The following is a 14,356-nucleotide window of genomic DNA, read 5'->3' as shown; positions in this document are numbered from 1 at the left end:
CCATGGCCAGAACCATCAATAAAAAAACAATAGTAACACTAAAGGCAGCCTTTGCCGCCTTTGGTGTATACTTCTGCATGTACGGCTTCAGAAAACCTTTTACTGTAGCCTCTTTTGAAGGACTCTCCTATTTCGGGGTTGATTATAAAATCCTGATTATCATTGCGCAGGCTGTAGGATATTTTATTTCCAAGTTTATAGGAATTAAATTTATTTCTGAATTAAAACCCGCGAAAAGACTAACTTATCTATTTTCTTTTATCGCCATTGCAGAGCTTTCTTTATTAGGATTTGCCGTTGTCCCTGCTCCTTATAATATTCTTTTTATGTTCTTAAATGGAATCCCGCTGGGAATGATCTGGGGTATCGTTTTTTCTTACATCGAAGGCCGCAAAACAACAGAAATCATCGGACTTTTCCTGTGTTCAAGCTTTGTAGTTTCTTCAGGTTTTACCAAGTCTGTAGGAAAATTTTTAATGGATACTTTTTCTGTTTCAGAATTCTGGATGCCTTTTTCTGCGGGATTAATTTTTATTATTCCCTTGATTCTTTTCGGAATCCTTTTGGAAAGAATTCCCAAGCCAAGTGAAGAAGATGTTATGCTTAAAAGTAAAAGACAGCCTCTGAACGGAAAGGAAAGAAAGGCTCTTGTTCAGCAGTTTTTTGTTCCAATCGTGTGCATTATTTTTCTTTATATCTGCCTGACGGTTTTAAGAGATTTCAGAGATAATTTCAACCGTGAGATCTGGGATGGGCTTCATTTTAGTTTTGACAGTTCTATTTTTACCCTTACAGAAATTCCGATTGCGATCATGGTTCTCCTGATCCTGAGTTTCATGGTGAAGGTAAAAAATAATAAAAAGGCTTTCGCTTACTATCATTACATTCTTTTTGCAGGAATTCTTACAGTGGGGCTTTCTACATATTTATTCCAGCAGCAAGCATTATCTCCTTTTTTATGGATGACCATTTCCGGTTTTGGGATGTATATCTGCTATATTCCGTTTAATGGAATTTATTTTGACAGAATGATCGCTGCTTTCGATATTAAAGGAAATGTAGGATTTCTGATCTATATTGTAGATTCTTTCGGATATCTGGGAAGCGTTTTGATCCTGTTGTATAAAAACTTCGGATCTGCACAGACTTCATGGCTTACTTTTTATATCAGCCTGAATTATATTATCACCATCAGTGTTTTAATTCTTTCAATTATTGCTTTTCTGGCTTTCAGAAGAAAGGCAAAACCTAATTCAAATTCTAATCAATTCATCAATTTCGATACGTCGAAAATCTTATAAATTATAGTACAATGACAACAAAATTTGATTTACTCGTTGTGGGCGGCGGAATTTTAGGAACATTCCATGCTTATCATGCGCTGAAGAGAAACCTTAAGGTAGCTTTACTGGAAAGAAACTCAATCCCTCAGGGCGCCACGGTAAGGAATTTCGGACAGGTAGTGCCTTCCGGAATGGATCTTAAATGGCAAAACTTCGGAAGAGAAAGTCTCGCAATATATAATGAACTTCATACTCAGGCAGACCTTACCATCAGACAAAACGGATCGGTTTATATTGCTTCCAATGATGAGGAGCTTCAGCTTATTGAAGAGCTGTATGAGATCAACAGAAATAATGATTATGAATCTATTTTATTATCCAAAAATGACTGCATCAAGAAATATGACGGTCTTCGTTCCGACTATTGTAAAGGCGGATTGTTCTTTCCACAGGAGCTTTCTGTAGATTCTGCGGATATGATTGTAAAACTTCACCAGCTTTTACAGGAAAAAATGGGATTGCAGATCATTTATAACACCACTGTTATTGAAACCCATGAAGACGATCAGAAATGTATTGCCATCACAGCAGACGGAGAAGAATATACAGCCTCAAAGATCATCATTTGCGGTGGGCATGAGTTCAAAACTTTATATCCTAGCGTATTCAATAAAAGTGATTTGGAAGTAAGCAAGCTTCAGATGCTTCAAACCAAACCTCAGGGAATCTATTCTCTTCAGGGAAATATTCTGACTGGGCTTTCAATCAGACGGTATGAATCATTTAGCGAATGTCCTTCTTTCCAGAAAATCAAATCATTAGAAGATCCTAATTCGTTTGAGAAGAAATTTGGAGTTCACATCTTATTCAAGCAGGCATTGGACGGATCTATCATTTTAGGAGATTCTCATGAATATGCTGATGCCAAAAATGCTGATGATCTTGGTTTTGATCTGAATATGGAAATTGATGAATTCATGATTCATGAAGCGAAGAAAATCATCGATCTTCCTACTTATGAAATCCAGAGAAGATGGTTTGGGGTATATTCTCAATGCAAAACAAAGGATATTTTTGAACACAGTCCATCTCCAAACATTCATATTGTAACGGGAATTGGAGGAAAGGGAATGACAGGAAGCGGAGGCTTCTCTAAGTTTAACATAGACAAAATTTACGCATAAATTTCAATGAAAAATATAGAATTATTGGTTCTGGATATGGCCGGAACTACGGTGGATGAAGATAATGTAGTGTACAAAACGGTAGCTGAAGCCGTTAATGAGCATGGTTATGACGTTACTCTGGAACAGGTACTTATTACTTGTGCAGGAATGGAAAAATTGGAAGCCATCACCAGTTTATTAAAGGAAATCAATGGAAATGAAGCGGATGCTCCCACTATTTTTGACAACTTCTCCGGAAAATTAAAAGAGGCCTATCAGAATCTTGAGGTAAAACCCATCAACGGAACGGAAAACTTTCTCCTTAAAATGAAGGCTCAACATAAAAAAGTGGTTCTAAACACCGGCTATACTTCTGAGATTGCCCAGCAGCTTCTGGACAAACTTCAATGGAAGGAAAATATACATTTTGATGCTTTAATCACTGCTGATGATGTTTCAGAAAGCAGACCAAGCCCGGAAATGATTCATCTTGCTATGAAAAAATTCAATATTCAGGAGCCGGAAAAGGTGTTGAAAGCCGGAGATTCCGTGATCGATATTGAAGAAGGGAAAAATGCAGGATGTGGATTAACAATTGCCGTCCTTTCCGGAGCCCAAAACAGATCAGAACTGGAAAAGGCTAAGCCTGATTATATTTTCAATACGATTTCTGAGGCCGAGAATATTCTTTAGTTACTTCTTTTTTAAATACCTAGGCACAAATGTTTTACAGCTAACATTTGTGCCTTTTTAAACCACCCCCCGTCAAATCTACGATTTGCCACCCTTCCAGGGGAGGGGAATTATCACTCTCTCGACGGGATATTTGCCTTCATTGAAACTTTGCTTCCTGTCATTCTGAATGGAGTGAAACGTAATGAAGAATCTCAGAATAACAAATGCCAAATTTTGAATATTTGTCAACTTTAACAATTCTCTTACTCTTTAAATCTTCTTCTATATGCAAAGTTGTATTCTTAAAACAATTTAAAAATTAAAACTCTAATAAACTTATAGTTACAAACACAATTAAGAGACTCACCTTTCAATTTCACCCGACTTTTTTAATTATCAATTAATTAATTTTCAGTTCACACAAGTTTACAAATAGTAAATTAATTTTACAATTATTAAAAATAAATCACTATTTGTAAACTTTTACATTCAAAATCTTTTTCCCCATGAAAACAAAACTATTCTCAATGGCTGTTGTAATGAGCTGTTTCCTTGGAGCTCAAACTAAAAAAGTCCTTTTTATCGGCATTGATGGATGCCGTGCAGATGTTATGATGTCTACCAACACTCCTAATATCAAAAACCTCATCAGTCAATCTATTTATTCACTTGATGGTTTGTGTGCCGCCACAACCTGGAGCGGAAATGGCTGGAGCACAATGCTTACAGGTGTTTGGCATACTAAGCATAATGTCCAGGACAATAATTTTACCAGTCCAAACTATGCAAATTATCCGGATTTCTTAACCAGAGCGGAAAGCCACAACCCTAATCTGAAAACCATTTCGCTGGCACATTGGGCTCCCGTGAATGATAAAATAGTGCAGAATGCAGATGTAAAAACCAATCTGGCAACCGATCTCGCGGTAAAAAATGCAGCAGTAAATGCTTTACAGAATGATAATCCCGATATTTTGTTCGTAGATTTTGATGATGTGGATCATGCAGGACATTCTTATGGATTTTCTTCTGCCGTTCCACAGTATATTTCTTCTATTCAGACAATTGATACTTATATTGGTGAGATTGTAAACGCTATGAAAAACAGAGCCACTTACAATAACGAAGACTGGCTTGTGGTTGTAACAACAGATCACGGAGCAACAGATACTTCTCATGGTGGGGGAAATCTATCTGAGCGAAATATCTTTACCATCTACTCTAATCCTGGATTTACTCCTCAACAAATCAGTAAAACCATTCTGGAGTCCAATAAGACCTTTAATCAACTTAATCTTCCTTCGGGAACTTATGCAAAACCTGCTAACCAGACTTCATTCAATTTTGGTTCAAACCAAGACTTTACAATTGAATTTTGGGTAAAACCTAATGCAGCCTACACCAGCGATCCTGTATTTCTAGGTAATAAAAACTGGGCGAATGGAAAAAACAAAGGAGTCATCTTCTCAGGATTCTCTGGACAGACTTTTAAAATGAATATCGGAGATGGGACCAACCGTATTGATCTTGTGGGCGGAAAATTAGAAACCAATAAATGGAAACATATTGCTGCAAGCTTCGACAGAGATGGTCTTGTTACTTTATATGAAGACGGCGTTCCGGTGACTTTTGCAAAAATGAATACCATCGGAAATATTGATTCTGCGCTTCCATTTACATTAAATCAGGACGGGACCAATACATACAGCGTAAATCTTGCTGCTTCTTATAAGGATGTAAGAATCTGGAAATCTGCACTTCCTAATGACGTAATTGCCAATTGGGCGACCCAGGATATTACCTCTTCGCACCCTTATTATTCTCAGCTATTGGCTAACTGGAAGTGTAATGAGACTTCGGGAAATACTTTGGCTGATTCAGGGCCTAATGCCAATCATATGAGTATTACAGGGGCTCCGAACTATACGGTCAATGCTTCAAACAATTTTAAAGCTTATGATTATACCTCAACCACAAGAGAAACAGATCATTTTCCAACAGTATTAAACTGGCTTTGTATTCCGATTCAGCCTTCATGGGGAATAGATGGTGTTAACAGAGGTCCGGACTGTTCAAAACAGGTATTATCAACCAAAGAAATCAAACTGACGGCTAACGATTTTAAAGTATATCCTAATCCTGCTTCTACTCAAATCAATATCATCTATCAATCAGAGGATAAGGAAATTAAGGCTGAAATATTGGATACTAAAGGATCATTGGTTTCCACCAAAAACTTAAAGTCTTCCCAAGGAAATTACGAGGAGAAAATCAGTATTGAAAATCTTCCTTCCGGAATGTATTTTATTAAGCTTAATGGAACTAAAACATCTATGACAAAAGCATTTATCAAGAAATAAAACAGAACAACAATTAGATTTAAATTTTGATATTGGAACCAGGATATAAATATCTGAGTTCCAATATTTTTTTTAATTAAGATTAAAGGTCCAGTTCCATTTGCACATCTACACGGTCATAGCCGGGATTGGTAATTTCAATATGCTTAAATCCTAGTTTTTCATATAGCTTTATTGCTGGAACCAAGATTGAATTGGTTTCAAGGAATACTTTTTCCGCTTTCAGCTCTTTGGCTTTTTCAACAAGAGCATTTCCCAACAGATAACCGATCTTCTTGCCCTGTGCTTTAGGGCTTACTGCCATTTTGGACAACTCAAAAGCAAGAGGTTCTTCCTGAGCCCTCACTAAGGCACATGTTCCTACAGCTTCGCCATTCAACAAAGCAAAAGCTATATATCCACCTTTATTTATAATATATTCTTCAGGATTATCCAGCAACTTATAATCGCTGCTTTCCATCACAAAAAATGTTTTGATCCATTCTTCATTCAAAGCTTTGAAAGCTTCTTTGTACTGAGGTTCGTAGGCTACAATTTTTACTTCATTATTGATATCATTCATCGCTTTAGGTGTATTATATTCTGTTTTTTATCATTTTCCCCAATTTCTCCAGGTCACTTTCTACACGATCGGTCCATTCCAGTGCATAGTTTAGCCGCATACAGTTCTGATACTGATTATATTGAGAAAACATTCTTCCCGGTGCAAAATTCACTTTCTGGCTGACTGCTTCGTCATATAAATCTTCTGTACATATTCTTTTATCCAGTTCCAGCCATAGCATAAACCCTCCTTTGGGCTCTGAAATTTTGGTATTATCCGGAAAATACTGTGTCACAGACTTTTGAATCTGTAAGTAATTGGCATACAACTTCTTTCTGAACATTCTCAAATGATGATCGTAACGGCCATGCTCAAGGAAATCGGCTATCACATCTGAAAATAAGGATGGACCTGATACAGTCTGAACCAACTTCTGACGGATAATTTTTTCTTTAAATTTCCCTGGTGCCACCCAACCAACACGATATCCTGGTGCTAAAGTTTTAGATACCGAACCTACCCACATCACAATGCCTGCTTCATCATAAAATTTACACGGTTTGGGCCTTCCGGCCCCGAAATAAATGTTTCCATAGACATCATCTTCCACCAAAGGAACATTATGCTCAGTAAGCATTTTTACCAATTCTTTCTTATTCTCATCCGGCATCTGAAAGCCTAATGGGTTGTTATAATTTACTACAAAACAGCAGGCAGAAAGCTTCGGCATTACCTTTTTAAAGCATCCAGATCTATTCCGGTAATGGGATGGGTAGGAATTTCCACAGCCTTCAATCCCAGCAACTGGATAGCCTGAAGAATCCCAAAATAAACAGGACTTTCTACCGCTACATAATCACCCGGCTGAGTTACAGCCATCAGACAATGGTAAACCCCATTCATAGCACCTGAGGTTATCACCAGATCATCTTCAGTAATCCGCCCTTCCATCACGATAGACCACTTGGCAATTTCCCTCCTGAGTCCCACACTTCCCTGCACCGGCTCATAATTGGTTCCACTGTCACTCTTCCGCTTTATTACTTCAATCATACATTTTTTCATTTTGGCTACCGGAAGGAGGCTTTTCCCCGGAATCCCTAATGCAAACTGTGTCATATCTGTTCCGCCAATGGCACCAAACACTTTTCCGATAAGATCTTCCGGGCTGTTTTTTTCTTCCGAAACTTTCATTTTAGCCACAGAAGGTAGTGCCAGCTTTCTTTGAGAGGTTTGGCTCACATAATATCCATATTTAGGGCGTGACTCTACAAGCGAGCGGCTTTCAAGCTCCATATAAGCCTGTTTTACTGTATTCAGGCTGACATTGTAGAGCTTTTGGGCACTCCTCAGCGAAGGCAGTCTGTCTCCAAATTGCAGGGTCTCACTTTTGATCTGCTCCGTGACAGAATTCGCTATTTTAAGGTATAGAACATCTTTCAACATTGAATTACAGTTTTAAGTAAATGTACAATTTTATCCAGATCTTACTGAAGATCAAGCCAGCTCATCATACTTTTGATGCTGCTTTTTAATTGTTCAGGATTTCGAAAATTAGGGGCTGTATTCCTTTTAAAGTAACTTTCAACTCTTGTTGAAAAGGATCTCTTTTCTATTTCACTCGTTCCTTTCTTATCATAGACGACAAATTTGATTTCTCCTTTCTCCCCCATGACAAGACTGGCAAATAATATGATTTCTTTTTTCTTCTTTGCCAAAAGGAATGGTATTCCAAAATCTGAAGCGGTCTTTGAAGGAGTCCATATCTGTAAAAATATGTTTTTCAATGCTAACATGTCTGAAATATAAACTTCAGCATATTGAAGCTGTTCCTGATGTTGTGCCATTGTTTCCATAGTATTTCTTCTTTACCTTAACAAAATTATGGAGTCTATCAGTTTGGATACAGATACAGAAGTATAGAATATTATGGGTACAGGCAATCAGTTAATAAGCCTCAGCTGCAATGAAAATTTTTAAAGCTTGTGTAAAATAATCTATAAATATGTATTTTTATTTTTGAATCTAAACAAGTGAATAAACAATGATGGGAAAATTTTTGAGATTTATTAATCTTCATTTCGGGGAAGAAGATAAAGGGAAGGTTCTAGAAAACATCACCGATAATATCTCGTTTCGGGGCTCAAATTTATGGATTTTAGCGTGTGCGATTGTTATTGCATCCGTGGGACTCAATGTAAACTCCACGGCAGTTATTATCGGGGCAATGCTTATATCTCCTCTTATGGGACCTATAGTAGGAGCCGGGTTTGCCTTGGGCACCTATAATTTTCAATTACTTAAAAGATCTGCTAAGAATCTTCTTATTGCAACTATAGTCAGTTTACTGGTATCTTTTATCTATTTCTCATTAAGTCCTTTTAAAGAAACTCAATCTGAGCTATTAGCCCGTACATCACCGAATATTTATGATGTCCTGATCGCTTTTTTTGGTGGTCTTGTAGGCGTTATAGCCATCACCCGCGTGAAACAAGGTAATCCAATACCGGGAGTTGCTATTGCTACGGCATTAATGCCTCCACTCTGTACGGCAGGATATGGACTTGCTATAGGAAACTGGAGCTATTTTGCAGGAGCCTTTTATCTTTACACCATCAATTGCTTTTTCATTTGCATCGCAACATTTCTTATTATTAAATACCTGAGGTATGAGCCAATTGAACTGGTAGACAGAAAGTATGAAAGACAAATACGATATGGGATAACGGCTTTGATCATTATTATGATTGTACCAAGTTCTTACCTGGCTTATAATCTCTTGAATCAGAAGAAGTTTGCTCAAAATATTGACCAGTTCATCAATAATGAATTTACACAAAAAGGGTATACCCTCATTTATAAAAAAGTAAACTACAATTCTTCTCCAAAAACAATAGAGTTGGCTTTTTTATCCAAAAAATTTAGTAAAAGTGAACTGGATACCATTAATAAAAAAATTAAAGACCTCGGAATTGCCAATACAAAATTGGTGATTAAACAGGATGCTACTGATATTAAATCAGAAATACTTAACGAAATTGGGCAACGGAATAATGTATTGTCTGAAAAAGACCTTGTCATCAACCAATTAAGACAACAATTGGATAAATACACAGTAAAAGACTCAAGCCTTATTAAGGAAATACATATCTTATTTCCGGATTTTAACCATATTTCTATTGGTAAAGTAACCAATTTCCCTAACACAGACAGCGCCAATGTAAGCACCGTAATCCTTTATAGGTCTGAAAAAGAAGAAAAGGAGCAAGAGGAAAAAATGCAACAATGGCTATCGGAAAAGCTATCCGATAAAAATGCTAAAGTTATTCGTCAATAAATATTAATAAAACAGCACCCATATATACAGGGTGCTGTTTTTGCTTTTATGATAAAGTAAGGCTAACTATTATTTTTTCAAAACCTCTTTTATCCCTTCAAGACCATCTCCAAACTGTGCAAGGAGTGCAACAATCTGAGACATTCTATCGTTTTCGCCTAAGCCTTTTAGGGTTTTATTTTTTACAAAGGTCTTCTTGATCTCTTCCCAACGTTCTCTCTCTTCTTCCGAAAGGACTTCTATCAGCTCTTTCAATTTCAACATGTTTGCTTCTGCACCGATTGTCAGCGTTTGGGATTCGTTCTGATAATGGTTCAATACAAGCTGAATAACTTCGCTTTCTTTTAAAATAGGCTGTATCTGAGCAATAAGCTTATTCATATTACGGTAAGATCCCTGAAGTTTAAAGGGCGGTTCATTTCTGTAGTCATCAGACATCGCTGCAGAGGCAATATATTCTTTGTTGACTTTCAGAATCATATTTCTAACCATAATGGTATTTTTCAGTACTGCCCTGAAATCTGATATTTCATTGGAGCTGAAATTTCCTTTCAGATTATCCGCAGGATTATCTGTTATCACACAATCATAGAGTTCATACAGATTTTCCATACCTGGCTGGGTCAGCCTAGTCAGATATTCATTGGACATGAGTGAGTTTTCAATTAAACTCAGATCAAAAAGGTCTGTTTTTGAACCTGATATTTCACCCAGATTGTAGGTATCTGAACGGTTCGCCAGCATATCCGGTATTTTAAACTTCTCCCCGCTTTCCGTATATGGATTTCCTGCCATTACCAGACAAAATCTCTTAGAGCGTAAATCGTATGTTTTACTTTCTCCATTGTAAATTCCTTCAATTTTTCTCTGTCCATCTGCCAGGGAAATGAATTTCTGAAGGAATTCAGGATTACAATGCTGAATATCATCAAGGTAAAGCATTACATTATCACCCATTTCCAATGCAAGATTCAGTTTTTCGAGTTCTTGTCTTGCCCCTGCATTTTTAGCTTCTGCCGGATCTGTAGAAACGATATCATAGCCTAATGAAGGACCATTGATTTTCATAAATACCAATCCCATACGCTCTGCCATATATTCCATGAGGGTGGTCTTTCCATATCCAGGAGGAGATACCAGAAGAAGCATTCCCATTCTGTCTGTCCTTTTATCAGAACCAACAGTTCCAAGCTGTTTGGCAAGATTTGCTCCTATTAAAGGGAAATAGACATCATTAATCAATTTATTTCTTACAAATGAGCTTAAAATCTGAGCCTGGAAAGTATCCAGTTTCAATGCTTTTTTCTTTTCATCTATCCAGCTGTATTTCAATTCCTGAAGTCGTTTGTATTTTGGAACGGTCACTGTATTGAAATGATTCAGTCGGGAAACGAATTCAAAGTAATTAAGATGATACTCTGCATCCTTTTCAAGAGACTTCAGTTCTTTTATCGCTACTTCATAAGTGATTCGGCGGATATTTTTCGGATCAAACTTTTGAGTGATGACAAATGCCAGCACTTCATGGATGATCTCCTTTTCCGCATTCGGATCAAAAGCCTGCAATGCTCCTTCTGCAATATAATAACATGCTGAAGGATAAGAATACATAGCCTGTATTTGAGCGAAAAACTCCAGATCTTTGCCTTTTTCCTTAAGCTCTTTTAAAAATAAACCATACAATGCTCCTGCTTTTTCTGAGATCAGGAAATTTTCTTTGTCTTCCAGTTTTAGGTATATTGCAGCATTGATATAATCTGTCTCTGCAAAAATACCATTCACCGATGCAAAAGATTTCATCTCTGCTGCCAATTCCCTGCTTAGGTATTCAAATCCCTGTTTTACAGCAAAAGATTGAGCAATAATAGCGGCTGCTTCAAATTGCTTGGTATAATATTCTTTTCTTTCCGTATCCAGAAAAAGCCAGAATATCTGCGCCATAGCTCTTTCCTGTGTGGTAAACCTCATCAATCCCAACTCATTATGCATTTGCTGTAACCTTGTTACAATGAGCTGTGCATCTTTATCATGAATTCCTTTCACCAACCCTTCTCCAAAATGCTCGGCAGTAAACTGTTGAACAGCCTTTTCATTTTGTTCTTCTGTTTCTATTTCTTTATGATTTGAAAATACATTCCAGGCAAGGTATTCAAACCTTTTTATCTTCGTATTTTCAGAAACAAATTCCTGGTTCCAGACTTCTTTGAATTCATCTGCCGTATTGAAGTTTAATGGTTCATAGAAGCTTGTTCCGGTGAGATGATAGTAATATTGTGCATTTCGAAGGACAAGGGTAAGATCCAGTTTCTGCTGATTAACGGCAAACTTATAATTTCCCAGTGCAATAACGCTTTCCCCGTCTACGTAGATTTCCTTTTTATCTTTAAGCTTTCTTGCAGATTCCTGCTGGCAGGTTTTTAAAAGAGTCTGAATTTCTTCCGATTTTGCAGAATCTTCTAATTCCGCTAATTGTCTTGAAAGGTCTCTTACTTTTTCAACCATCAGGTCTGAAGCAAAATACCCATTGATTTCATTTTCAGAGTCAAAGGATTCTGCCTTGGTCTGCACTGATTTCAGAATTCTTTGGGCAGCATCAAACAGACTTTGTGTCCTTTTATTTCTAGATTCTGTAAGCTGTACTCTTTTATTCTGGAAATGTCCGTAGACTTCTTCTCTTTTGGTTCCTATCTGCTGTATAAATTCATCAAAATCAATGAATTTGGTTTCCATTTCTTCCAACTGAATGGAAAGCTTGGTGAGATATTCATCACATTTCTCCGGCGTCTGGGAAAGCTCCAGAAAATTAATCACAGATTGATCAAATAAGGTAATCTGTGCCTGGAAATCTGAAGCCAGTTCTTTTCCTGAGATCTCTCTTTTCCTTTTGCTGAGCTCAAGCCTTTCCTGGTTTAGTCTTGCAAAGATCAAAGATATGTTTTCAATGATCTGGGTAGATTGGGAAGTGTCTTCAATTTTAAGGTTATTGACAATATCTACCAACAGTTCCAGCTGTCCTGATAAGGTGCTTATATTTTCATCAATGATTTTAGCATCAATAGCCTTTTGTAATGCAATAATATCCTCTGAAATGGTCTGCGCTTTCTCTTCATAAGGCAATAGTGCCCCTTCCTGCAGCAGAAAATCCACACAGGCATTAGAAAGTTCGGTATAGCGGTCTGAAAGAGCTTTTTCAAGAGAGTCCAACAGATTTGTATCTGCATATTTCATTTCTCTCGCCCCTGTAACCTCTCCTCTTAAGGCTCTTATTTGGGAAAGAGCATCAATATATTCTGTGAGCTGAGAATAATGAAGCCTTTTGGTATCATCAATGATTTTATCACAGGCCTGCTTTATTTTTTCTAAAGCTTCTTCTGTGTTTTTTCTTTGCTCAACTACTTTTTCATATTCGTTGATCGCTGAATGAGCAATTTTTCGGATCTCTTTAAGTGGCTGGTCCAGTTTCTGAACTTCATCTTCACCCAAAAAGTAATAGGTATCGAGAATAAAGGTGGAAAGCTTTACAATATCATCGTATAATCCGCTATAGGAATCCTTTTTATTCAGAAGGGTGATAAGCTCCTGACTTTCTGCCATTACTCTTACAATATCTTTGTTTCCGATCTTGTAAATCAGACTGTCTGCTTTTTCAGCATTCGCTTGCAGTTCTTTGGAGAAAGGAGTCTGCCAGATCTGAGCAAGATGATGCTTGGTTGTTTCAATACTCTCCCGAAGATAAATCAGTTTTCCATCATTGAGAAGTGAGAAACCGCTGCAACGAATGGGTGTTTCTATCGTTTGGGTGATGATATTATAGGAGATCAGCTGATAATTATTCGTTTTATCATCATAGAAAACATATAAGAAGTTCTCTCCGTTGGGTTCTGTAACGGTTTTCAGATAATACAGCCTGTTCTGATCCTGTGAAATCACTTTTAACCCACCTGTCTGCAGAGCATATCCGTTTGAAAACAGTACTCCCTGATTTTCCGGGAGCAATAACCCTGAATATTTAAGAGCATCAGCTCTGGAAACGGTCTTTTCTTTATGATTATAAATAAAATAGCGCTCTGTTTCCTGGTAGGGCTTTATTTTAAACAAGACAAGGTTATCCAGGTCACAGAAATGGATCTCAGCATCATCTAGATTCTGATCTTTATGGATCACATCTTCGGAATAAATTCCTTTTCCGGTATCTGTATTATCTTCAACCTTAATGGTGATATCTCCACCGATACTTTCCACAAAAACCTTATCGGCAAGGGAAATATGCGGATGTTTTCCGGATCGCTGCATGTCTCTTGTCGCTTTCGTCCACGCAAAGCCATGCTGCGGCGGGTATGCAGTTTCTGAAGCACTTCTTGAATCTACATAGATCAACTGATTGTCTTTGATCAGCCATTTGAATGCTTTAATATCTGTAGTGCTTTCCGAAAGCTGGAAAACCATATAAAGGTAGTTCTCTGTAAAAGTAAATCTTGCAAAGAATGTATTTCTGTAATATTTGTAAAGGTTTTTAAACTCATCAATAAAAACTTCATCATTGATAAGGTCATAATCCTGAGGCTCAAACCTGTTTTTATTGATTCTATAAATGGAAAAAACGTCTGAAATATTAATTTCTGTCTGTAAGCCAAAATGAGCATTGGAACCAAATAGCAAATAATCTCCTAATGAATAGATATCCTTGGCTATACAGTTATGGTCTGTGGAAATCCTTTCATTGGCAATCAACGAAAAATCTATTCCACCGAAGATATTTTTACGGTCCTCATTAAGCTGATTCAACCTTTGTATAAGGTCATTTTTCTGCTCATTAAGACGGTTCTGAATAATTTCGTAGGTTCCGGAATTAAGTTGTTCTGACATAGTGTTGGGTTAGATGGTCATGGCTGTTGTTCAACAGCAAATCTTTGTGTAGAACTTATTATACTTTTTATTTTCATGTAAACCCTATAGGTTTTGAAAACCTATAAGGTTTGTCATGCAAACAG

The 14,356-nt window shown here is 37.1% G+C and carries 10 protein-coding genes; 5 read left to right on the top strand and 5 right to left on the bottom strand.

Going from position 1 to position 14,356, the window contains the following annotated elements; genetic code table 11:
* The first annotated feature begins 2 nt into the window (after nt 1-2).
* From H5J24_RS23875 to H5J24_RS23860, 4 genes are all read left to right on the top strand, one after another.
* Nucleotides 3-1,301: a DUF5690 family protein gene (locus tag H5J24_RS23875; protein WP_068941317.1), complete on the top strand. Its 1,299-nt coding sequence runs from the start codon at nt 3-5 to the stop codon at nt 1,299-1,301.
* Between the two features lie 11 nt (nt 1,302-1,312).
* The gene (locus tag H5J24_RS23870) at nt 1,313-2,467 is read left to right on the top strand and encodes a TIGR03364 family FAD-dependent oxidoreductase (protein WP_068941315.1); all 1,155 of its coding nucleotides are present in this window, start codon (nt 1,313-1,315) and stop codon (nt 2,465-2,467) included.
* A gap of 6 nt (nt 2,468-2,473) precedes the next feature.
* Nucleotides 2,474-3,142, top strand: a complete 669-nt coding sequence (locus H5J24_RS23865; protein ID WP_068941312.1) for an HAD-IA family hydrolase — start codon at nt 2,474-2,476, stop codon at nt 3,140-3,142.
* Nucleotides 3,143-3,630: 488 nt separating this feature from the next.
* On the top strand, nt 3,631-5,484 hold the full coding sequence (locus tag H5J24_RS23860) for an alkaline phosphatase family protein (protein WP_068941310.1): 1,854 nt from the start codon (nt 3,631-3,633) through the stop codon (nt 5,482-5,484).
* Between the two features lie 82 nt (nt 5,485-5,566).
* Here H5J24_RS23860 and H5J24_RS23855 read toward each other — a convergent pair whose 3' ends face one another.
* The 4 genes from H5J24_RS23855 to H5J24_RS23845 are packed head-to-tail and all read right to left on the bottom strand — an operon-like array spanning nt 5,567 to nt 7,884.
* Nucleotides 5,567-6,046: a GNAT family N-acetyltransferase gene (locus H5J24_RS23855; protein ID WP_068941308.1), complete on the bottom strand. Its 480-nt coding sequence runs from the start codon at nt 6,044-6,046 to the stop codon at nt 5,567-5,569.
* Nucleotides 6,047-6,059: 13 nt separating this feature from the next.
* The gene (locus tag H5J24_RS25775) at nt 6,060-6,758 is read right to left on the bottom strand and encodes an aminotransferase-like domain-containing protein (RefSeq protein WP_283250750.1); all 699 of its coding nucleotides are present in this window, start codon (nt 6,756-6,758) and stop codon (nt 6,060-6,062) included.
* A complete protein-coding gene (locus H5J24_RS25770; protein WP_283250749.1) occupies nt 6,758-7,474 on the bottom strand; it encodes an aminotransferase-like domain-containing protein in 717 nt (238 codons plus the stop codon). The genes H5J24_RS25775 and H5J24_RS25770 overlap by 1 nt, the downstream gene beginning before the upstream one ends.
* Before the next feature lie 41 nt (nt 7,475-7,515).
* Complete coding sequence (locus H5J24_RS23845) at nt 7,516-7,884, bottom strand: hypothetical protein (RefSeq protein WP_068941304.1); 369 nt, start codon at nt 7,882-7,884, stop codon at nt 7,516-7,518.
* Between the two features lie 188 nt (nt 7,885-8,072).
* Between H5J24_RS23845 and H5J24_RS23840 the strand changes: the two genes are divergently transcribed.
* Nucleotides 8,073-9,365, top strand: coding sequence for a DUF389 domain-containing protein (locus H5J24_RS23840; protein WP_082811062.1), 1,293 nt, complete (start codon nt 8,073-8,075; stop codon nt 9,363-9,365).
* 69 nt (nt 9,366-9,434) lie between these two features.
* Here H5J24_RS23840 and H5J24_RS23835 read toward each other — a convergent pair whose 3' ends face one another.
* Nucleotides 9,435-14,231, bottom strand: coding sequence for a DNA repair ATPase (locus tag H5J24_RS23835; RefSeq protein ID WP_068941300.1), 4,797 nt, complete (start codon nt 14,229-14,231; stop codon nt 9,435-9,437).
* Between the last annotated feature and the right edge of the window lie 125 nt (nt 14,232-14,356).

The organism is Chryseobacterium capnotolerans, from assembly GCF_021278965.1.
GTDB lineage: Bacteria > Bacteroidota > Bacteroidia > Flavobacteriales > Weeksellaceae > Chryseobacterium > Chryseobacterium capnotolerans.
Note: the sequence above shows the minus strand (reverse complement) of the source record. Positions and strands in the feature narration are given on the sequence as shown.

Coding starts and splice junctions, on each gene's coding strand:
- H5J24_RS23855 (WP_068941308.1), bottom strand. CDS start 6,046: ATGAATGATATCAATAATGAAGTAAAAATTGTAGCCTACGAACCTCAG.
- H5J24_RS23835 (WP_068941300.1), bottom strand. CDS start 14,231: ATGTCAGAACAACTTAATTCCGGAACCTACGAAATTATTCAGAACCGT.
- H5J24_RS23845 (WP_068941304.1), bottom strand. CDS start 7,884: ATGGAAACAATGGCACAACATCAGGAACAGCTTCAATATGCTGAAGTT.
- H5J24_RS23865 (WP_068941312.1), top strand. CDS start 2,474: ATGAAAAATATAGAATTATTGGTTCTGGATATGGCCGGAACTACGGTG.
- H5J24_RS23860 (WP_068941310.1), top strand. CDS start 3,631: ATGAAAACAAAACTATTCTCAATGGCTGTTGTAATGAGCTGTTTCCTT.
- H5J24_RS25770 (WP_283250749.1), bottom strand. CDS start 7,474: ATGTTGAAAGATGTTCTATACCTTAAAATAGCGAATTCTGTCACGGAG.
- H5J24_RS23840 (WP_082811062.1), top strand. CDS start 8,073: ATGATGGGAAAATTTTTGAGATTTATTAATCTTCATTTCGGGGAAGAA.
- H5J24_RS25775 (WP_283250750.1), bottom strand. CDS start 6,758: ATGCCGAAGCTTTCTGCCTGCTGTTTTGTAGTAAATTATAACAACCCA.
- H5J24_RS23875 (WP_068941317.1), top strand. CDS start 3: ATGGCCAGAACCATCAATAAAAAAACAATAGTAACACTAAAGGCAGCC.
- H5J24_RS23870 (WP_068941315.1), top strand. CDS start 1,313: ATGACAACAAAATTTGATTTACTCGTTGTGGGCGGCGGAATTTTAGGA.